This window comes from Microbacterium sp. AZCO, assembly GCF_039614715.1.
Lineage (GTDB): Bacteria > Actinomycetota > Actinomycetes > Actinomycetales > Microbacteriaceae > Microbacterium.
In genome coordinates, this window is the sequence record NZ_CP154857.1 from 2,082,842 (window position 1) to 2,101,582 (window position 18,741).

An 18,741-nucleotide genomic window follows, 5' to 3' on the forward strand; every position below is an offset into this window, starting at 1 on the left:
CCCGGGAGCGCGTCGGATCCCGGGAGAGCGTCGAACCCCGAGAGAGCGTCGAACCCCGGGAGAGCGTCGACCCGGGCGCGCGGCTCAGGCGTGCAGGCGGTCGGCCGGCGGGATCGTGGCGGCGTCCTGCGGCGCACGTCCCTGCACCCAGCGCTCGAGAACGCCCTCGGGCACCTCTTCGCGCACGAGCGCGAAGGCGTAGTGATCGCGCCAGTCGCCGTCGATGTGGATGAAGCGCCGGCGCAGGCCCTCGTAGCGGAAGCCGAGCTTCTCGACGACGCGCAGGCTCGCGCGGTTCTCGGGCCTGATGCAGATCTCCATGCGGTGCAGGCGCAGCTCGTTGAAGCAGATGTCGGTCGCCATCGCGACCGAGGTCGGCGTGATGTTGCGCCCCGCGAAGCGCTCGCTCACCCAGTAGCCGATCGTCGCCGAGGCGAGCGACCCGCGCGCGACGCCCCACACGTTGAGCTGCCCGGCGACCTCGCCGTCGTACTCCATGACGAAGGGCACGCCCTGGCCGTCACGGTACTGCTGCAGCAGTCGGCGGATGCCGAGCCGCATGTCGAACGAGACGGGACCGTCGGGGCTCGTGGCCTCCCACGGGCGCAGCCACGACCGGTTGCTCAGCAGCTCCTGCTGCAGCACCCGGGCATCACGCTGACGCACGAGGCGGATCGACACCGGCCCGTGGCGACGGGGAGCGGTCAGTTCCAACGAACCCCCTCATCCGGGCGGTCTCACCGTGCCGTCACAGTGTCGCCGCGAACTCCTTGAACCAGGGTCGCAAGTCGGGCCCGAGATCTTCCCGATCGGCGGCGAGTTGCACGATGGCCTTGATGTAGTCCAGCCTATCGCCGGTGTCGTACCGACGACCCCGGAAAACCACGCCGTACACGCCGGGACCGTCCGAATCGGCCGCGAGCTCCTGCAGCGCGTCGGTCAGCTGGATCTCGCCGCCCTTGCCGGGCTGGGTGCGCTCCAGGATGTCGAAGACGCCGGGGCCGAGCACGTAGCGGCCGATGACGGCGAGGTTGGAGGGCGCATCCTCCGCCTTCGGCTTCTCCACGAGTCCCGTCACCTTCACGACGCCGTCTTCGCCGGTCTCCTCGACGGCCGCCGCGCCGTACATGTGGATGTGGGCGGGGTCGACCTCCATGAGGGCGACGATCGCGGCGCCGGTCCGCTCGTGCTCGGCGAGCATCTTCGTCAGGAGCGGGTCGCGCTCGTCGATGAGGTCGTCGCCGAGGAGCACCGCGAAGGGGTTGTCGCCGACGTGCGAGCGGGCGCGCAGCACGGCGTGGCCCAGCCCCTTCGGCTCGCCCTGACGGACGAAGTGGATGTCGGCGAGGTCGCTCGACCGCTTCACCTTCTCGAGCTTGTCGGTGTCGCCCTTCTTCTCGAGATTGGTCTCGAGCTCGGGCACGGAGTCGAAGTGGTTCGACAGCGCGTTCTTGTTGCGACCGATGATGATGAGGATGTCTCCGATGCCGGCCTGCGTCGCCTCCTCGACGACGTACTGGATAGCCGGCTTGTCGACGACCGGCAGCATCTCTTTCGGCATGGCCTTGGTGGCGGGCAGGAAGCGCGTGCCGAGACCGGCCGCCGGGATCACCGCTTTGAAGGGCTTGTGAGGCATCCCCCGATCCTACTCAGGGCCCCGACAGAGCCCGGGAGGGCTTGCGAATCCCGCACCCCGTGTGCCCGCCTACAATCGACACCATGTCCGACGCGATCGCCGACGCCAAGCGCGCGCTCCGCGCGGAGCTGCGCGAGCGTCGGCAGTGCATGTCGGAATCGGCTCGGGATGCCGCGGCCCGCGGCATCGCCGCGCAGCTCGACGCGCTCGTGGCGAGTGTCGGCGCACGCTCGATCTCGTGCTTCCTGTCGACCTCGACCGAGCCCGGCACGCGCGACTTCGTCGATGCCGCCGTGGCGCGCGGCATCCGGGTCCTCCTTCCGATCACGCGCAACGACGGGCTGCTCGACTGGGCCGTCGCGACGCCCGGCGGCGAGATCACCGAGGGCAGCCTCGGGCTCCCCGAGCCCGTCGGCGAGCTGCTCGGTCCGATCGCCGTCAACGACGTCGACCTGCTCGTCATCCCCGCCGCGGCCGTCGACCGATCGGGCATGCGGATGGGATGGGGCCGCGGCTTCTTCGACAAGACGCTCGGCTCGATGGAGCGCTGCCCTCCCGTGTACGCCGTCATCTACGACAGCGAGCTCCTCGACGAGGTTCCGCGCGATGTCCACGACCAGCCCGTCACGGGAGTCGTGACCCCCACTCAGACCCTCGTCCTCTCGCCCGCGCGGCGCTGACCCGAGAAAGCACCATGCCGACCTACGCCTACGCCTGCAAGCAGTGCGGACACCGCTTCGACGCCGTCCAGTCCTTCGCGGACCCCGCCCTCACCGAGTGCCCCGAGTGCGGCGGCCAGCTCCGCAAGGAGTACGGCTCGATCGGCGTCACCTTCAACGGCTCGGGCTTCTACCGCACCGATTCGCGCAGCACGCCGAAGGAGTCGTCCGGCTCGTCGTCGACCTCGTCGTCGGGTGGCGACTCCTCCTCATCTTCGACAGGATCGAAGTCGGAGGCGAAGGCCTCGCCCGCCGCTGCGGGGTAGGGCCGGCGGAAGCCGGAGACAGTGAGGGGCATCACGTGATCAAGGGCTTCAAGGAGTTCATCCTCCGCGGAAACGTCATCGACCTCGCGGTCGCCGTCGTCATCGGCGCGGCATTCACGGGCATCGTGAACGCGATCGTCGCCGGGCTCATCAATCCTCTGATCGCTCTCGTCTTCCAGGCCGACAGCCTCAACAGTCTCGTCTGGAAGGTGCCCACGCTGACGGGCGGCACGACGATCTTCAGCTGGGGTTTGATCGTGGGCGCGATCATCAACTTCGTCGCCGTCGCGGTCGTCGTCTACTTCGTGTTCGTCTACCCGATGAACCGTCTGAAGGAGCGCCAGGAGGCGCGTCGCGGCATCGGCGAGCCCGACGAGCCGTCGCTGCCGACCGAGCAGGAGCTGCTCATCCAGATCCGCGACCTGCTCGAGAAGCAGTCCCCGACGCCCCGGGCGTAGCCGCGTCAGTAGTGCGGCGGGACATCCCGGCGCAGGCGCTCGTCGTTCGGGCCCTGATCGGTTCGGGATGCCTCGGCCGCGGCATCCATCGACTCGTCGGCGGGCACCGGCTCGGCGCTCGTGTCGGGCGCGGGCGTCAGCTTCGCGCGGCGGGCGCCGGGCACTCGCTCGACCCGCTGGCGGTCACTCGATGACATCGAACGGCTGCGTGTCGGCCTGAGCCGACGCGGCTTCGGGCGCGACGCCCAGGAGCGCGGCGATGCGCGCCGCGACACCGGCGGGGTCGCTGTAGAGATCGAACGCGTGCACGCGCACATAGTGCCAGCCGAGGCGCCGCAGAATCTGCGGCCGCAGGCGGAGGGACTCGCGCAGCGACTCGCCGATCGTCTCGGGGTCGCTCTCGGCGACGACGGCCTTGCCGTCGTACTGGGCGACGAGGGGCAGGATGCCGCGGTAGTGCACGTCGACCGAGACGCCGAGCGCGCGCAGCTCGTGCGCGAGCGAGCGCGTGAGCGGGTCGGCGAGATCTTCCAGCCGGGCTTCGCGGGAACGCGCGGCGACGCCGCCGAGGACGCCCATGAGGGTCGCGGCGCCGTAGTCGAGCCGCCCGTCGTCGAACGCCGAGGGCCGGATCGACGACACGATGACCATCGAGCGCCGAGCGCGTGTCATCCCGACCGTGAGGAGGCGGTCGCCGTCGGGGGTCGACAGGTCGCCGAAGTCGCTGAGCACGCGGCCGTGGCGTGTGAGGCCGAAGCCGAGCGAGAAGATCACGCGGTCGCGGCTCTCGGCGACCGACTCCTCGAGGGTGAGGACGGCGAACGGTTCGGCGGTGTCCCGCGAGACGAAGTCGGCGACGTCGGAGCGGCCGGCGAACGCCGCGTCGACCGCGGCCCGCACGCGCTCGGCGTGCTTGGCGCTCGCGGTCACGACCATGAGCGACTCCGAGCCCCGGTTGACGGCGTGCTCGACGACGAGCGTCACGACCCGGTTCACCTCGGCGTCGGGGCTCTCGACGGCTCCCGTGACGGGATCGGGGGCGCCGTGGCCGCCCTCGACGTAGTCGACGCTCAGGCTTCCGCGCCCGAGGTACGAGCCCGCCCAGGGGAACGAGACGAGCTCTCCCCCGTAGAACGCGTCGTTGACGAGCTGCGCGAGGTCTTCGCCGCCGGCCCGGTAGCTGCGCGTGAGCGTCTCGACGGGGAGCAGCTCGGCGAGGCGCTCGAAGACGCTCGTCTCGTCGAAGGGCTCGTCCTCCGGATCGTCGGGCGGTGATCCCGCCGCGACGCGGAACGGCGTCGGCTTCTGGGTGACGGGGTCGCCGAAGACGACGATCTGCCGGGCGCGCCGCAGGGCCGGCACGGATTCCGCGAGGCACAGCGCACCCGCGTCGGCGATGACGACGACGTCGAACGACGGCTCGTCGGGGATCGCGGGCACGTCATAGGGAGACGCCAGCCACACCGGCGCGAGGGTGCGCAGGAGCGCGGGCGCAGCGGCGGTGAGGGCCGCGGCATCCATCACCCCCTCTTTGAGGGCCTGCTTGAGGCGGGCCGCCTCGTCCGCGTGATCCACGATGCCGATGCGCCACTGCGTCGCCAGCTGGGCGGCGAGCAGGGGGCCGGATGCCGCGGCATGCGCCTCGTCGACGAGACGGAAGTCGCGCTCCAGTCGGTCGACGACGGCGGTGTTGGCGCCGAGGAGGGCCCGGTCGCTGCGCAGCAGGTGCTCGAGCGCCGACTGCCACCACGCGAACTCGAGCTCGGCGCCGACACGGTCTTCGGGCACATGCCGCACCGACAGCTCGATGAGCAGCGGCTCGAGGCCGAGGGCAGCAAGCTCCGTGCGCAGGGTCGCGCGCTCGACGAGGTTGTCGAACACCTCGGACTCGGCGGCGAGACCCGCGAGCGTACGCACGAGCTCGGGGATCGGGATCGTGGCCAGGCGGTCGGACGGCGACCGGCGCAGGATGGTGTCGAGCTCGCCGAGGTCGGCTTCGACGCGCTGCCACGCGACGTGCACGTCGGACAGGCCGAGAGGCACCTCGGGGACGACCCCCACGTCGACGTGCCGCTGCCACTCGGCGCGCTGCTGCCGCACCCGCGTGAGCCCCTCGTGCATGTCGGCGATGTGCACGCCGGGGCGCACGTACTCCTTCGAGAGGCGGCGCAGATGGCGGCGGCGCGTGCCGCTCATCTCGGGCGCGTCGCGACGGGTGCCGTGCGCCTGGATGAGCTCGTCGAGCGGACGCTCGAACACGGTCGGGCTGAACTTGTCGAGCGAGTCGCGGATGCCCTGCAGGAGGCGCAGGTACTCGCCGAGCTCGGTGATCGTGCGGAAGGGGCGCATGCGGGTCTGCGCGATGAGCTCGTACGAGCGCTCGAGCAGGTTCGGCAGGGTCTGCCGGTGCAGGTTCGCCGCGAGCCCGTGCGCCGAGCGCGCCTGCTCGGTCGTCGCGAACGTCACGCCGTACCAGGGCGACTCGCCCGGTCCGACCCGGAACTCGCCGAGCCGCGCGGCGGCGGCGAGCTTGGCCGCGGCCTCCTTACGGCTCGACGCGAGCTTCTCGAGGGTCGCGATGTCGAAGCGGGCGGCCGTCTCGGGGGCGGGATGCTGCGTCGTGATCGTCGCGAGGCGGCGGAGGATGTCGAGCATCGACACGTCGAGGCCGGGATGCCGGCGCGTCACCGCGCCGCGGTAGTCGCGGAGCACGCCGCGCAGACGCACGAGCGCGTCGTCGATGTCGGAGACCTTGGGCTGCTCGGCCTTCTCGTTTCGGCCGATCGCGCGGATGAGGTCGCGCTGCAGGTCGCGGGGCGAGACGGCGAGTCCGCCGAGGCCGATCCCCGCGAGCCGGTGCCGCACGCCCTCGAGCGTCGAGCGGCGAGCGCTCACGACGAGGACGCGCTTGCCGTCGTGCACGAGCCGGCCGATCGCGTTGATGACGGTCTGGGTGCCGCCCGTGCCGGGCAGGGTGTGCACCGCAAGCGACTGGCCGTCGGCGATGCGCGACAGCACGCGCTCCTGCTCGGCATCCGCGTCGAGGAGGAGGGTGTCGGATGCCGGAGCCCGGTCGTCGGGGCTCGTCCACGGCGGGGTGTCCCGGCGGATCGCGAGCCGCTCACGGTCGTCGGCGTGACCCGCGAGTGCATTGAGGATCGTGTGATCGAGGTCGGCCGCATCGCGGGCCATCGCCGCGCCGACGTCGGCGAAGCTCGAGACGACGAGCCGCGGCGTGACGGTGAACGTGTCGACCGCCGTCGTGAGCGCGCGCAGATGATCGATGACGGGCTGCGGCTTGAAGACGCCCGCGTCATACGCGAGCGAGGCGAGCGCCACGCCGTCGACCTCGATGCCGAAGTGCGTGCGCAGCGCACGCACGAGCTCGGGGTTGACGGTGAACGAGCCGTGCAGCTTCAGTTCGAAGTCGCGGTGGTGGCGGCGGATCGCCAGCGGCCGCAGGAGCACGGGCGCCGTGCACGACATCCCTCCGACACGCCACGTCGCGAGGCCCACTCCGAGCCGCACGGCATCCAGGCCGCGCGCGGTGCGCAGCTCGACGTTCTTGGTCGTCAGCCGCTCGGCGGCGAGTCGCGCGTTGCGCAGGGCCACCTCGTCGCGGAAGAGGTTCGAGAGGAGGGTGGAGCGCCCGGTGATGAACTGCGGGAGGCTCCCGGGATGCGCCTTCGTGATCTCGATGCCCGCGTCTGTGACGTCGATGTAGTGCAGAAGCGTCGACCGGCCGCCGAGCAGCGCGATCTCGCGTCGCAGGCGGTCTCGCTCGGACTGCGCGATGTGCACGACGGTCACCCCCGGTTCCGCGACTCCGAGGTCACCGGGGGTCACGGGTGCCGCGGGCACGGGATCCTCCGCGCCGACAACGGCGCTTCCTTCTGCTCGCCACACACGTGCCAGGGTATGCGCCCGGTGGGGTGCGACAGGACATCCCCGTCCGAGTTTCGCCGTATTGCCGACACGCCGAGTGATCAGCCGTTCCTCCCCAGGCGGTCGGATCGGGATGCTGTGCACAGCCTGCGCGGCCGCCCGCGGGCGCGTCGCCGGGCGGCGGGAGGATGGTCGCATGACCGACATCACGTTCCGCGTGCACCCCTCCCCCGTCGGAGAGATCCTCATCGTCGCGACCCCCGAAGGCCTTGTGACACTCCACCCGTTCGAGGGCCCGCTCGACGCCGAGCTGGCGCGCGTCGCGACGATGCTGCACGCGCTCCCCGTCCCCGACGACGAGGCCGGCGGCGATGTCGACCGCCAGCTCGACGAGTACTTCGAAGGTGAGCGCCGCGACTTCGACGTCGAGCTCGACTGGCGACTCGTCAACGGCTTCCGCCGCGACGCGCTCGAGGCCGTGCGCCACATCCCCTACGCCGAGACCGCCGGGTACGGCGAGGTCGCGATCGCGGCCGGCAGTCCGGGGGCGGCCCGCGCGGTCGGCACGGCGTGCGCGACGACGCCGTTCTCGATCGTCGTGCCCGTGCACCGCGTCGTGCGTGCCGACGGGTCGCTCGGCGAGTACGGCGGACGACCGGAGCTGAAGCGCTTCCTGCTTGACCTCGAACGCGAGACGGCCGGCGAGCTGACGGTGGCGATTCCACCGGCGCCGGTCGGCGCGTCGGCGTCTGCTGACGACCTCGACTCCGAGCCCGTCGGCGCTCCCCAGGCCGCGGACGAGTAGGCCGTCCGCGCGGCGCGCCCCGGCCGGATCCACCCGAGTCCGGCCGGGGCGGGGCTGTCCACGCTCGAGCCTTTCGAGCCCGCGGCGTGGTCCCCGTGCGAGCCCGCCGGCCGGCCGTTGCGCCCGAGCCCCCGGCGCCGTGCACCGCCGGTGATAAAGTCGACGCCTACGAATCGCGGACGGCGTCGTCGCCGTCACCCCGGAAGCAGGTTGTGCGTGGTCGCACCCGTGGGCTCGAAATCGGACTCCCAGCTCATGGAGCGTGCGGTGGGCGATCTCGTGCGCCGCACCCGCTTCCCCGTCGCGTTCGGCGGCTTCGCGCGCGACGACGCGATCCACGTCAGCGCCGTCGCCGGCGCTCGCACGCGCAGCCTCGAGGGGCTCGTCGTCCACGCCGGCCGGGGCCTCGGCGGTCGTGCCCTCCTCGAACGTCGTGCCCGCCTCGCCGTCGACTACCGCTCCGCCCGCGGCATCACCCACGACTACGACGGCGCCGTGCTCGGCGAGGGCATCGCGACCCTCATCGCCGTGCCCATCGTCGTCGGGGAGAGCACGCGCGGCGTCGTCTACTGCGGCTCGTGGTCGGCCGCGCCGGTCGACGACGCCATCGCCGCGCCCGCCTTCCGCATCGCCGACGAACTCGCGACCGAGCTGCGGGTGCGCGACGAGGTCGACCGGAGGCTTCACGCCGCACCCGCCCCGACGCCCGCCGCGGTCACGACCGCCGCCCGCGAGGAGCTGCGCGAGACGTACGCCGAGCTGCGCAGCATCGCGGCGACGGTCGAGGATGCCGGCATCCGTGAGCGCCTGCACCGCATCGAGCATCGCCTCGCGGCCCTCTCGTCCGACGGCGACGGGAGCCTCGAGCTCGACGTGCGGCTCGCTCCGCGTGAGATCGACGTGCTCGCGTGTGCGGCGCTCGGCGCGACGAATGCCGAGATCGGCGCGACTCTTTCGCTCAAGGAGATGACCGTCAAGTCGTATCTGCAGTCGGCGATGGCGAAACTCGACGTGTCCACACGCCATGCCGCCGTGGCGAAAGCCCGCCGCGCCGGACTTCTCGCCTGAATCGAATCCGCATTCACGGGAAGAATCGGAATTCCCCCAGCATCCACCGCTCAGATAGTGCGGAATGTGCGATCGGCGTAATGTCGCATTCATGGCCCGCAGAATCGTGCATCAACTCGTCGACGACCTGGACGGCAGCGTCCTGGAAGTCGGAACGGGTGAAACCGTCCTCTTCTCGCTCGACGGGATCGCCTATGAGATCGACCTCTCCGACGAGAATGCGGCGGCGATCCGCGCCGCCTTCGCCCCTTATGTCGACGCCGCGCGCTCCGTGTCGTCGTCGCGCGCGGCGAGCCGCTCACAGGGCTCGTCGTCCTCGCAGGGTGGTCGCAAGCGCCGCCGCACCGGTCAGCAGGACTACGGTCCCGTCCGCGAGTGGGCGAAGTCGAACGGCTACACCGTCTCGGAGCGCGGCCGAGTGCCGGCATCCGTCCTCGAAGCCTACGAAGCAGCCCACTGACGCTGGATCACGCGTACGACTTGGGATCGACCGCTTCGGGCGACGGCCCGACGCGGTGCGCCGTGTGCAGGAGGGTGACCTCGTCGTACGCGGTCGGAGACCGGTAGATCTGCATGTCGGTGCGGTGACGGCGCGAGCCGCCCGTGACGAGCTTTCCGTCGACGTAGCTCGCCGGAACGGCGGGCGTCGAGGTGTCCGGCCACGCGGAGACGCGCGGCAGCCGGGTGAGGCCGCCGAAAAGAGTGACAGGCTGCACGGACGAGTAGCCCCCCTGGTTGAGGTACACCTCGATCCACCCTTTTCGGACGTCGGCCGACATCCGGAATCCGAGGACGATGTCGGTCCACGCCCCTCGGTTGTAGCCGAAATCGACGAGTGATCTCGGATCGCCCCCGTTGAGCTGATTCGCCTCGATGTGGAATCGGTCGATGGGGTCGGAATCCGCGGTGCGATTGGCGTCGATGATGGTGATCGCCCCGCGACCCGAAGGATATTGCGTCGGGCTCGTCGCCTGCGGTCCGTACATCTGGAAGATCGCGATATGCAGATTGGTGTCATTCGGATCGGAGAGTCGCACGCTCGGAAACCCTCCTGATCCGGCGGCACTCGAATCCACCTTCGGCACGTAGACCGAGAAGCCCACGTAGAACTCCTGGCCCTCGAAGAATCCCGTCCCGGACTCCATGGCGGGCTGCTGCGCCTGGAAGCGAGGCGAGTTCGTGGGCTGATCGGAATCGAACCGGGCGCTGTCCGGGACCGCGACCTTGATCGCCTTGCGTCCCCGGCGCGCCGGGTCGTCGACGAGCTTCGCGTACTTGACGCCGTACGGGGTCGCGGCGAACGAGCCGAGCCAGGCGTTCCACGAGGAGTAGTCGGCCGCCCAGGCGGACGAGTCCACCCAGCCTTTCGCGGCCAGCGAGCCGTACGAGTAGTTGCCGGTGTAGACGCTGAAGCTCGCCGACGAGTATTTGATTCCGCCGATGACCGCGTCCGCCCGGACCCACGCGCAGAAGTTGCTCGGCGACGCCGTGTCGGTGGCCGCGAGGCGCTTCGTCGTGTCCCACGGATCGCCCGACCACAGGCTCGTCGTGCCCACTCGCTTCAGCTGGCGAGTGAACCGGCCGAGCGTCATCGTGACCGACGACGGCGTCGGCACACCCGGATCGAACTGGACGGTGATGGGCACCGTGCCCTTGTACGTCTGCCCCGGCTGCAGCGAGAGAGTCGCCATGAGTCCGAGGTCGTTGCGCAGGGGCCGCGGGTTCGCGTACGCGGGCGGGCTCTGGAGTGCCCGGGCGGTGGACGGCACCAGCAGGCCCGCCGTCGCGGCGGCGGCGAGCGGAAGTCCCCATCCCGCCGTGCGGAGCAGTCCTCGCCTCGTCAGCCCTGCTTCGCCGTCATCCACCGCGCACTCCTCACGTCGACCTGGGCGGTCGTGCCGGCGGAGGCGGGATGCGAATCTCGCTCCCTCGATAGGCGAGGGATCGCACCGCACATCAGGGCGCGACCTGGCCGCAGTTTATCGACCCCAGGTTTCGGGGGCGTCACGCATTCAGAGGGCGTGGATTTCGCGGTGCGGTCCCCTGTCTCGTCATCCGGAGGTCTTCACGGTGACGAAGGTGCGGTTCGCGGACGAGCCGTTGTTGACATACCCGACGTAGCGCGAGTTCGCCTGCAGGCCCGACCACGCGGCCGTGTAGGACGCCGCGACGCCGGGGGTGAGCGGGAGGGTGGAGGGCGACACGGTGAGTGTCGATCCTCCGCTCTTGACGTTCGTCGCCCACAGGTTGAAGGTCGTCCCCGCCGCGGCCCGGTCGGCGACGACGTAGATGATGTACGTTCCCGCGGTGGGCGTGACGATGTCGAGCGTCTCGTTCGGCCCGTACGACGATGCCGCATACGGGTCGCCGACGGGGACCACTCCGAGGTACGTGCGGGTCGCGGCGACCCAGAGCTCGGCATCCGCCGACGACTCGAGGCTGATGCGGGTCACCTTGGTGCCCGAGCCGACGCTGAAGGTGTACGCCACCTGCTGTCCCGTCGCGATGACGCCGGACGCGCCCTTCGCCGTGCCGGCCGAGTTCTTGAGGTACGTGCTCTTGTTGAGAGTGGATGCCGCGAGGGCGACGGATGTCGATGCGCCGCCTCGCACCTGCACCGTCGTCGATCCGGTCTGCCCCGCGCCTGTGACCTCGTCGGGGGCGTCGATGACGGTCGGCCGCACGGCGATCGGCGATCGGACGGTCTTGCCCGCGCCCTTCCAGGTGAGGGCACCGGTCGACCAGGTGTTCGCGGCGGCGGAGCCGCGGGTGAGCGTGACCGTGAACGACTTCGTCTCCCCCACGGCGAGTGTGAGGGTCGCGGGCGACACCGTCGCCGTGACACCGGGAAGCCCGCTCACCGACGCCGTGTACGTGCCGGCGGTGAGGGCGGTGACCGAGCGGGTCACGGTCTGCGTGCCGGCGAGACTTCCGATCGAGATGGATGCCTGATTGAGATCGCTCGGATCGATCGCCGGCGCCGGCTCGATGGAGTATCCCGAGCCCGCGAGGAACGACATCCAGTCGGCGCGCGTGCTCCGGTACAGGAGGCCGGGGTAGAGGAACACGCGCGCCTGCACCTGTCCCGCTCCCTGCGCGAAGGGATCCGCGTTGACGCTTCCGTCGGCGTTGAGCGTGTTCTTCGCCGTGGTCATGAGCGCCGAGCGGATGTCGGAGGGCAGCGCCTTAGGACGAAGGCTGAGGTAGAGCGCACCGAGCCCGGCGACGTGCGGCGACGCCATCGACGTTCCCGACAGGAAGGCGTACTGCGCCTGTCCCGAGGACCCGTTCTGGATGGCGGCGAGGACGCCCGTCCCGGGCGCCGCCACGTCCGGCTTGAGCACGTCGGCGTCGTCGGCCACCACCGGACCGCGGGAGCTGAAGCCGGCGACCTGGGGAACAGGCGGGCTGTAGCCCGTCGGGTTCGTCGCCGACAGGGTCGCCGTCGCACCCGCCGTGCGAGCCGCGGCGATCAACGGCGTCCGGTAGTCCGACTGCGCGTGGATCGTCGGCACCGAGTGGGCATCGAGGTCGAGCGAATCGGGCTGGGTGTTGACGAGGATCATGCCGACACCGCCCGCCGTCTTGACCGCGGCGGACTTGTCGGTGCGGGCGATGTCGCCTCGGTCGCACACGACGATGCGGCCGCTGACCTTGCTCGCGTCGAGGGCGCCCGGGCTGCACAGTGCCGAGCCGGCGTCCCCCGCGTAGACGAGGGGCGCGGTCACGGCATCCACGACCGTCGTGCTCGCGCCGGGAACCGGCAGGCCCGTCGAGATCGACGCGGTCGAGACGTCGAACGGCAGCGTGCTCGCCGCGACCGTCGTGTACCAGGGGTAGGCGTGGTCGAGTGTCGTGGCGCCCGGCCCCGAGTTGCCCGCTGCCGTCGCGACGAAGACGCCGGCGGACGCCGCGCCGAGGAAGGCGTGGTCCTCCGGCGAGAGGGTGGCCGACGGAGCGCCGCCGATCGAGAAGTTGATGACGTCGACGCCGTCTGCGACGGCCTGGTCGATCGCCGCGACGAGGTCGGAGGAGGCGCAGCCGCCGTCCCCGTCGGGGTTGCTCCAGCACGCCTTGTACACGGCGAGCTTGGCGGCGGGAGCGACTCCCGAGATGGTCGCGGATGCGGCATCCGTCACCCGCGCCGTCACCCCGCTGTCGCCCGCCGCCGTGGACGCGGTGTGGCTGCCGTGGCCCTCGACGTCGCGCGGGGACTTCGGATCGCTCGACGCGACATCGCCGAAGCCCGTCGCGTAGAAGCGGGCGCCGATCACCTTGGTCGAGTAATCGCCGGCATCCCACTGCGGGCCGGTGACGCGGGCCGAGCGGAAGGTGCCGCCGTCCTTCTTCGTGAACACGACGTCGTTGCCGACGAGGTAGGGCTCGCTGCCGGGCGTCGCGGTGAGGGCCGCGCCGGCGAACGAGGGGTTCTCGGGCGCGATGCCGGTGTCGACGACGCCGACGACGACGCCCTTGCCGGCTCCCGCCACTCCCCCGACCAGCGACCACGTGTCGGGGACGCCGAGGTAGTCCGTCCCCGTCGTGACGTCGACGTGCCGGAGTTCGTCGGCGTCGACCTCGGCCACGCCCGGCAGCGCCGCGAGGGCGGCGGCCTGCGCGGCGCTGAGCTTCGCGCTGAAACCGTTGAGGGCCGCCGTATAGGAGTAGGCGATCGTCGCGCCGACGAGACCGGCGATGCGGCTCTGCGCCTCCGTCAGGTAGGCGCGATAGCGGCGGGCGGCTTCGGTGAGCACGTCGAGCTGCTCGCCCGAGGCGGGCGCCGTGGCGGCGAGCCCCTGGATTCCGCCGGCGTAGGTCGCGAGCGCCGGGGCATCGAGCCGCACGATGTAGCTCCCCGCTGCCGGCGCCGCGGTCGTCGCCGATGCGAGTGCGGCGGGTGGTCCGGCGAGCGCGGTGGCGACGAGGGCGATGGCGGTGCCGACGGCGAGGGCAGCGCGGCGGGCAAGGGCAGACGGCGACACAGACATCGCACTCCTGTCTCGAACGGAACGATCGCGAGGGTGGAGCGGTGGTGCGGATGGTGCGGTGGTGCTGCAGGTCGCGTTGGGGCGCGGCGCTGACCAGAGCATGGCACCGCGCGCGGCGATCGCGCAATGCGACCCGACGCGGGCCGTCGTCCGTCAGCGGCGCGGGCGGTGTGCGGTGACGAAGCCGCCGCGCGAGCTCGGCGTCGCGGAATCGCCGATCCGGATCGCGCGACCGTACCGGCGTTCGAGGTCGGTGATCGTGGTGCTGTCAGCCGCCCAGCCGGCCGCGGCGAGCAGACCGGCCGGGTCGGGCGGATCGGCCCGCGAGAGCACCTCGTCCATCGGAAGGCCCGTCGCCTGCGCGAAGGTCGCGAGTCTCTCCCGGGCGTCGGGTGTGTCTTCGATAGGCACGGCCCGCTCGATGACGGCGCGCGAGCCCGGCGCGGAGAGGTGCGCGACGTCGTCGAGCACGGCCGCCTGGTCGTGCGCCGAAAGGTAGGGCAGGAGACCTTCGAGCACCCAGTGCGTCGGCTCCGCGGGGCGGAACCCGTGCGCCACGATGTTCGCCGCCCACGGCTGGGTCACATCCGCCGCGACGGGCACCCGCCTCGCCCGCGGCGGGCTCACGAGTGCGGCGCCGACGAACGAGACGACGCTGTCGGTGTCGAGCTCGAAGACTGTCGTGTCCTCGGGCCAGTCGAGTCGCCACGATCGCGTGTCGAGGCCGCTGCCGAGGATCACGACCTGGCGCAGTCCGCCCGCGCCCAACTCGTCGTCGATGAAGCGGGTGCGCAGGCCGATGTAGAGCGAGCCGAGGAGCAGGGACTGTTCGAGCGGTGGCACGGCGGCGAGGTCGTCGGGCCACCTCGCGGGGTACGGGACGTCGATTCGGGATGCTGCGACCAGCGTCGCCGCCCACGGATCATGCACGAGGGCGTCGGGGCGGGTCGACTCGAGGGCGCGCGCCGCCGCGACGGCGACCGCCGTCGTGCCGACCCCGTGGATCTGGGAGGACATCCCGGCCATTCTGTCGGGTCGCGAGGCGTCGCGCGGCGCCGTTCGCGGGCGGCGGATTCGGGGCGTGCGCACAGCGGCGGACAGCCGCCGTCGACACGCTGCTCCGCCGCTCGCGCGGCGGCGTGTCGTGCGACTCGGTCCGCGCCTGTGCACGAGCGACGTCGGTGTCGGATGTCGCGCGTAGGGTGCCGGCATGGCGGAACGGGTCGAGGCGTGGTGGGCGCGCAGGCAGTTCTCGCGCGGCCTCGACGTGCCGTACGAGATCGGCACGTACCGGGAGGCGTGGGCCGCCTACCCGGCGCTCATCCGGCAGTACCACCCCGATCTCAACGCCGGCATCACGCTGACGCAGATCCCGCCGGCGGCTGACGTGCTCCTGCTCTGGCAGTGCGAGGCGGGCCACCTGTTCGCGGCGACCCCGACCGAGCAGCGGGCGCGACCCGGGCGCGAGCGGCGGCGGTCGGCGTGGTGCCCGGAGTGCGCGTTGCTCGCGGTGCCGCCCCGCGTACAGCCCGCCGGGAAGCCCACGGCGAAGCGGCCGAAGCCGCGGCGCGAGCTGTGCGGGAAGACGCCCGATCTGCCCGTCGGCGAGGCGTTCGCGAGCGACTGCGCACCGAAGCCGGCATCGGCGGTCGAGGCCGAGCTGCGCGCCGAGCTCGTCGCGCGCATCGTCACGACGACGGGCGTCAACGCCGTGCGCGTGGGGCGCCCGTTCTTCGACCACGTCGAGGTGTGGCCCGACATCCTGCTGCCCGAGCTGCGCATCGCGGTGGAGTACGACAGCATCGGGCGCTTCGGGCTCGAGCATCTCGGCACGCGCGAGGATGCCGACCGCCGGAAGGACCGCACGCTGCGGGCCGCCCACTGGGAGGTCGTGCGCATCCGCACCGGCAGGCTCGAGAAGCTCGGACCGTACGACCTGCAGCTCTCCTCGCTCGGCAAGACGGGCGTCGACAAGCTGATCGACGTCTTCCGCGACATCCGCGGTCCGCTCCTCGTCGACGCGTACCTCACGTGACGATCCGGGTGCCGGCGCGGTCAGCCCCGCTGCCGCCGCAGCGCGCGCCCGAGGCGGGCCGCGGCTTCGGCGAGGCGCTCCTCCGACGTGTCGCCGAACGCGAGGCGGAGGTGGCGGGCGGCATCCGTTCCCGGTCCCGACGGGAAGAACGACCCCCGTTGGTAGTCCACCCCCTCCGCGCTCGCGTCGACGGCGAGACGGTCCGCCTCGACGTTGTCGTCGCGCAGCCGCGGCCACAGGAAGAGTCCGCCGGCGGGCACCTCGATGTCGAAGGCGCCGGGCGCTTCGCGCTCGAGCGCCTCGGCGAGCGTGCACGCCCGCGAGGCATAGAGCGCCCGGGCGCGGTCCAGGGTGCGATCGAAGAGGTCGGGGTCGGTCGTGAGCAGGTCGGCGACGACGGCCTGCACGAACGTCGACGAGTGCGAGTCCTGGCGGCTGCGCAGCGCGACGATGTCGGACACGAGCGACTCCGGCAGCACCACCCAGCCGAGCCGCAGGCCAGGGCCGAGCGTCTTCGTGAACGTGTTGACGTGGATGACCCGCTCGGAGTGGTTGAACGGCTCCTCCTCCGGCGCGGCGCCCGTGAACCGCAGCTCGCGGTACGGGTTGTCGGCGAACACGACGAAGCCGTAGTGCTCGGCGAGACGGACGAGCTCGCGGCGGCCCTCGAGCGACAGCGACCCCTGTGTCGGGTTGTGGAAGTCGGGCACCGTGTAGAGCGCCGCCGGCCGCGCCCCCTCGGCCAGCAGTCGGCCGAGCTCCTCGAGGTCGATCCCTTCGCGGCCGACGCGCACGGGAAGCGTCTCGGCCGCCGACAGCTCGAGCCCGCGGAGGAAGAGCGGGAAGATCGGGTTGTCCACGGCCACGAGGTCGCCGCGTTCGACGGTCGCCTGGATCGAGAGCGCCAGGCCGTGGAATCCGCCGTTGGTCACGATGATGCGCGAGACGGGCACGCCCTCGCGGGCCGCGATCCACTCCCGGAGCGCCGGGATGCCCTCCGTGCGCGAGTACTGCAGCGCCGGAAGACCCGGCTGGCCGAGCACGCGGGCAGTCGCCTCCGCCAGTTCCCGGGCGGGAAGGACGCTCGGGTCCGGGATGCCGCCGAGCAGCTCGATCGCGTCGGCTCGGCGGTCGCGCAGGGTCTGGTCGCCGAATCCCTTCGGCGCCGTGAAGGCGGAGACGAGCGCAGTCCGCCGGTCGAGGGCGGGGAGGGTGTCGATGGTCATGTCATGCTCCGGTGGGTGTCGTCGCGGTTACGCGGTGCGGGCGAGTTCGATGTCGGCGCGGACGTCGGGGCGCGGGATCGCCGAGAGCAGCGACACCGTGTAGTCCTCCCGGGGGGCCGCGAAGACGCGGTCGACCGTTCCGGACTCGACGACCTTCCCGCGGCGGAGCACCGAGACCGTGTCGGCGACCTGTCGCACGAGCGCGAGGTCGTGCGACACGAAGAGGTAGGTGAGGCCCCGCTCGGCCTGGAGCTTCAGGAGCACCTCCAGGATGTCGGCCTGCACGCTCACGTCGAGCGCGCTCGTCGGCTCGTCGAGCACGATCACATCGGGCTCGAGCACGAGCGCGCGGGCGATCGCGACGCGCTGACGCTGGCCACCGGACAGCTCGGCGGGACGACGACGCGCATGGGCGGCCGTGAGGCCGACGGCGTCGAGCATCTCCGCGACGCGCGTCGCGCGCTCCCGTCGCGAGCCGACCCGGTACCGCTCGAGCGGCTCGCGCACGATCGTGCCGACGCGCCAGGCGGGGTCGAGCGACGTGAAGGGGTTCTGGTACACCAGCTGCAGATGGCGACGGATGCTGCGCACGTCGTCGGCGGTGCGCCCGACCACCGACTGCCCGTCCACGAGGAGCGTGCCGGCGTCCGGCTGCTCGAGCCCCAGGAGCATGCGCAGCGCCGTCGTCTTGCCGGAGCCGGACTCCCCGACGAGCGCGTGGGTCGTGCCGGCGGGCACCGAGAACGACACGTCGTCGAGCGCCTTCACCGCTCCCCCATCGAACGACTTCGTCAGCCCCGCGACCTCGATCTTGGGAGCGGCGGCCCCGACGACCGGCAGTCGCAGCCCGCGGAGACCGCTGTACCGCGAGGGGTTGAGGGCGGGCGCATCGCCCTGCAGGCGCAGGGTGTAGTCGGATGCGGGCCGCGCGAACACGTCGGCCGTGCCCCCGGCATCCTGAACCCGTCCGTCCCTGAGCACGACGATGCGGTCGGTCCGCTCCCCCGCGATCGCGAGGTCGTGCGTGATGAGGAGCAGCCCGATGCCGCGGTCCGTCTGGAGCTCGGTCAGCAGATCGAGGATCCGCTTCTGGATCGTCACGTCGAGCGCACTCGTCGGCTCGTCGGCCACGATCAGCGCCGGGGCGGGGATCAGCGCGAGACCGATGAGCACGCGCTGCAGCATCCCTCCCGACAGCTGGTGCGGGTACGAGTCGTAGACGCGCTGCGGATCGTGCAGGCCGACCTTCTCGAACGTGTCGAGGATGAGGAGCCGGCGGGCCCGGGCATCGCGCGGCTCGACGAGCGCAGCGGCCTCGTGCGCCTGCGCGCCGATGCGCCGCACGGGGTTGAGCGCGTTGGCCGGATCCTGGGGCACGAAGCCGATCTTCCGCCCCCGCAGGGGCCGGAAGCGGGCCTCCGACAGCGCGAGCGTGTCGGTGCCCTCGAAGAGCACCGACCCCGAGGCACGCGCGCCGTCGGGAAGCAGCCGCAGGATCGAGCGGGCGATCGTGGACTTGCCCGATCCGGATTCCCCGATGAGCGCGAGGCTCTCGCCGCGGGCCAGGGCGAAGCCGGCGTCGAACACGACCTGGGTCGAGCCGTACGAGACGGAGAGGCCGTCGACCCGGAGGAGCTCGGAAGTCGTCATGTCAC

At 71.6% G+C, this 18,741-nt stretch carries 16 protein-coding genes; 7 read left to right on the forward strand and 9 right to left on the reverse strand.

Going from position 1 to position 18,741, the window contains the following annotated elements; all coding sequences use genetic code 11:
* Window positions 1-84 precede the first annotated feature (84 nt).
* Together AAIB33_RS09720 and galU are read right to left on the reverse strand one after the other, a co-directional pair.
* Entirely contained in the window at window positions 85-714 is a 630-nt protein-coding gene (locus AAIB33_RS09720; protein WP_345803336.1) for a GNAT family protein, read from the reverse strand.
* A gap of 34 nt (window positions 715-748) precedes the next feature.
* The gene (gene galU, locus AAIB33_RS09725) at window positions 749-1,636 is read right to left on the reverse strand and encodes a UTP--glucose-1-phosphate uridylyltransferase GalU (protein ID WP_345803337.1); all 888 of its coding nucleotides are present in this window, start codon (window positions 1,634-1,636) and stop codon (window positions 749-751) included.
* Window positions 1,637-1,719: 83 nt separating this feature from the next.
* On the opposite strand from galU, the gene AAIB33_RS09730 reads away from it, so the two are divergent.
* From AAIB33_RS09730 to mscL, 3 genes are read left to right on the forward strand one after another with little or no spacing between them, the layout of a single operon-like run.
* Window positions 1,720-2,316: a 5-formyltetrahydrofolate cyclo-ligase gene (locus AAIB33_RS09730; protein ID WP_345803338.1), complete on the forward strand. Its 597-nt coding sequence runs from the start codon at window positions 1,720-1,722 to the stop codon at window positions 2,314-2,316.
* 14 nt (window positions 2,317-2,330) lie between these two features.
* Window positions 2,331-2,621 (forward strand): FmdB family zinc ribbon protein, encoded by a 291-nt coding sequence (locus tag AAIB33_RS09735; RefSeq protein WP_345803339.1) that lies wholly within the window; start codon window positions 2,331-2,333, stop codon window positions 2,619-2,621.
* A gap of 35 nt (window positions 2,622-2,656) precedes the next feature.
* The gene (mscL, locus tag AAIB33_RS09740; RefSeq protein WP_345803340.1) at window positions 2,657-3,079 is read left to right on the forward strand and encodes a large conductance mechanosensitive channel protein MscL; all 423 of its coding nucleotides are present in this window, start codon (window positions 2,657-2,659) and stop codon (window positions 3,077-3,079) included.
* A 5-nt stretch (window positions 3,080-3,084) separates the two neighbouring features.
* Here mscL and AAIB33_RS09745 read toward each other — a convergent pair whose 3' ends face one another.
* Window positions 3,085-3,276 carry a hypothetical protein gene (locus AAIB33_RS09745; protein ID WP_345803341.1) on the reverse strand — a complete coding sequence of 64 codons (192 nt, stop codon included), beginning with the start codon at window positions 3,274-3,276 and terminating at the stop codon, window positions 3,085-3,087.
* On the reverse strand, window positions 3,263-6,940 hold the full coding sequence (locus AAIB33_RS09750) for an AAA family ATPase (protein ID WP_345803342.1): 3,678 nt from the start codon (window positions 6,938-6,940) through the stop codon (window positions 3,263-3,265). The genes AAIB33_RS09745 and AAIB33_RS09750 overlap by 14 nt, the downstream gene beginning before the upstream one ends.
* 220 nt (window positions 6,941-7,160) lie before the next feature.
* On the opposite strand from AAIB33_RS09750, the gene AAIB33_RS09755 reads away from it, so the two are divergent.
* The 3 genes from AAIB33_RS09755 (at window position 7,161) to AAIB33_RS09765 (ending at window position 9,297) form a co-directional block, all read left to right on the forward strand.
* Complete coding sequence (locus AAIB33_RS09755; RefSeq protein WP_345803343.1) at window positions 7,161-7,769, forward strand: methylated-DNA--[protein]-cysteine S-methyltransferase; 609 nt, start codon at window positions 7,161-7,163, stop codon at window positions 7,767-7,769.
* A gap of 216 nt (window positions 7,770-7,985) precedes the next feature.
* Entirely contained in the window at window positions 7,986-8,837 is an 852-nt protein-coding gene (locus AAIB33_RS09760; protein ID WP_345803344.1) for a LuxR C-terminal-related transcriptional regulator, read from the forward strand.
* A gap of 91 nt (window positions 8,838-8,928) precedes the next feature.
* The gene (locus tag AAIB33_RS09765; RefSeq protein ID WP_345803345.1) at window positions 8,929-9,297 is read left to right on the forward strand and encodes an Lsr2 family protein; all 369 of its coding nucleotides are present in this window, start codon (window positions 8,929-8,931) and stop codon (window positions 9,295-9,297) included.
* Between the two features lie 7 nt (window positions 9,298-9,304).
* On the opposite strand, the gene AAIB33_RS09770 is transcribed toward AAIB33_RS09765, so the two are convergent.
* From AAIB33_RS09770 to AAIB33_RS09780, 3 genes are all read right to left on the reverse strand, one after another.
* Entirely contained in the window at window positions 9,305-10,702 is a 1,398-nt protein-coding gene (locus AAIB33_RS09770) for a hypothetical protein (protein ID WP_345803346.1), read from the reverse strand.
* A 186-nt stretch (window positions 10,703-10,888) separates the two neighbouring features.
* Window positions 10,889-13,825 (reverse strand): S8 family serine peptidase, encoded by a 2,937-nt coding sequence (locus tag AAIB33_RS09775; RefSeq protein ID WP_345803347.1) that lies wholly within the window; start codon window positions 13,823-13,825, stop codon window positions 10,889-10,891.
* A gap of 153 nt (window positions 13,826-13,978) precedes the next feature.
* Window positions 13,979-14,842, reverse strand: a complete 864-nt coding sequence (locus AAIB33_RS09780) for an SAM-dependent methyltransferase (protein WP_345803348.1) — start codon at window positions 14,840-14,842, stop codon at window positions 13,979-13,981.
* A gap of 193 nt (window positions 14,843-15,035) precedes the next feature.
* On the opposite strand from AAIB33_RS09780, the gene AAIB33_RS09785 reads away from it, so the two are divergent.
* Window positions 15,036-15,860, forward strand: a complete 825-nt coding sequence (locus tag AAIB33_RS09785; protein WP_345803349.1) for a zinc-ribbon domain-containing protein — start codon at window positions 15,036-15,038, stop codon at window positions 15,858-15,860.
* Window positions 15,861-15,880: 20 nt separating this feature from the next.
* Here the strand turns inward: AAIB33_RS09785 and AAIB33_RS09790 are convergent, their stop codons facing one another.
* Together AAIB33_RS09790 and AAIB33_RS09795 are read right to left on the reverse strand one after the other, a co-directional pair.
* Window positions 15,881-17,086, reverse strand: coding sequence for a PLP-dependent aminotransferase family protein (locus AAIB33_RS09790; RefSeq protein ID WP_345803350.1), 1,206 nt, complete (start codon window positions 17,084-17,086; stop codon window positions 15,881-15,883).
* 27 nt (window positions 17,087-17,113) lie between these two features.
* Window positions 17,114-18,736 (reverse strand): ABC transporter ATP-binding protein, encoded by a 1,623-nt coding sequence (locus AAIB33_RS09795; RefSeq protein WP_345803351.1) that lies wholly within the window; start codon window positions 18,734-18,736, stop codon window positions 17,114-17,116.
* Window positions 18,737-18,741 lie beyond the last annotated feature (5 nt).

Bases quoted from the DNA above. Each gene is read 5' to 3' on its own strand.
- galU (WP_345803337.1), bottom strand. From the start codon at position 1,636: ATGCCTCACAAGCCCTTCAAAGCGGTGATCCCGGCGGCCGGTCTCGGC.
- AAIB33_RS09765 (WP_345803345.1), top strand. From the start codon at position 8,929: ATGGCCCGCAGAATCGTGCATCAACTCGTCGACGACCTGGACGGCAGC.
- AAIB33_RS09775 (WP_345803347.1), bottom strand. From the start codon at position 13,825: ATGTCTGTGTCGCCGTCTGCCCTTGCCCGCCGCGCTGCCCTCGCCGTC.
- AAIB33_RS09790 (WP_345803350.1), bottom strand. From the start codon at position 17,086: ATGACCATCGACACCCTCCCCGCCCTCGACCGGCGGACTGCGCTCGTC.
- AAIB33_RS09730 (WP_345803338.1), top strand. From the start codon at position 1,720: ATGTCCGACGCGATCGCCGACGCCAAGCGCGCGCTCCGCGCGGAGCTG.
- AAIB33_RS09785 (WP_345803349.1), top strand. From the start codon at position 15,036: ATGGCGGAACGGGTCGAGGCGTGGTGGGCGCGCAGGCAGTTCTCGCGC.
- AAIB33_RS09780 (WP_345803348.1), bottom strand. From the start codon at position 14,842: ATGTCCTCCCAGATCCACGGGGTCGGCACGACGGCGGTCGCCGTCGCG.
- AAIB33_RS09755 (WP_345803343.1), top strand. From the start codon at position 7,161: ATGACCGACATCACGTTCCGCGTGCACCCCTCCCCCGTCGGAGAGATC.
- AAIB33_RS09735 (WP_345803339.1), top strand. From the start codon at position 2,331: ATGCCGACCTACGCCTACGCCTGCAAGCAGTGCGGACACCGCTTCGAC.
- AAIB33_RS09795 (WP_345803351.1), bottom strand. From the start codon at position 18,736: ATGACGACTTCCGAGCTCCTCCGGGTCGACGGCCTCTCCGTCTCGTAC.
- AAIB33_RS09745 (WP_345803341.1), bottom strand. From the start codon at position 3,276: ATGTCATCGAGTGACCGCCAGCGGGTCGAGCGAGTGCCCGGCGCCCGC.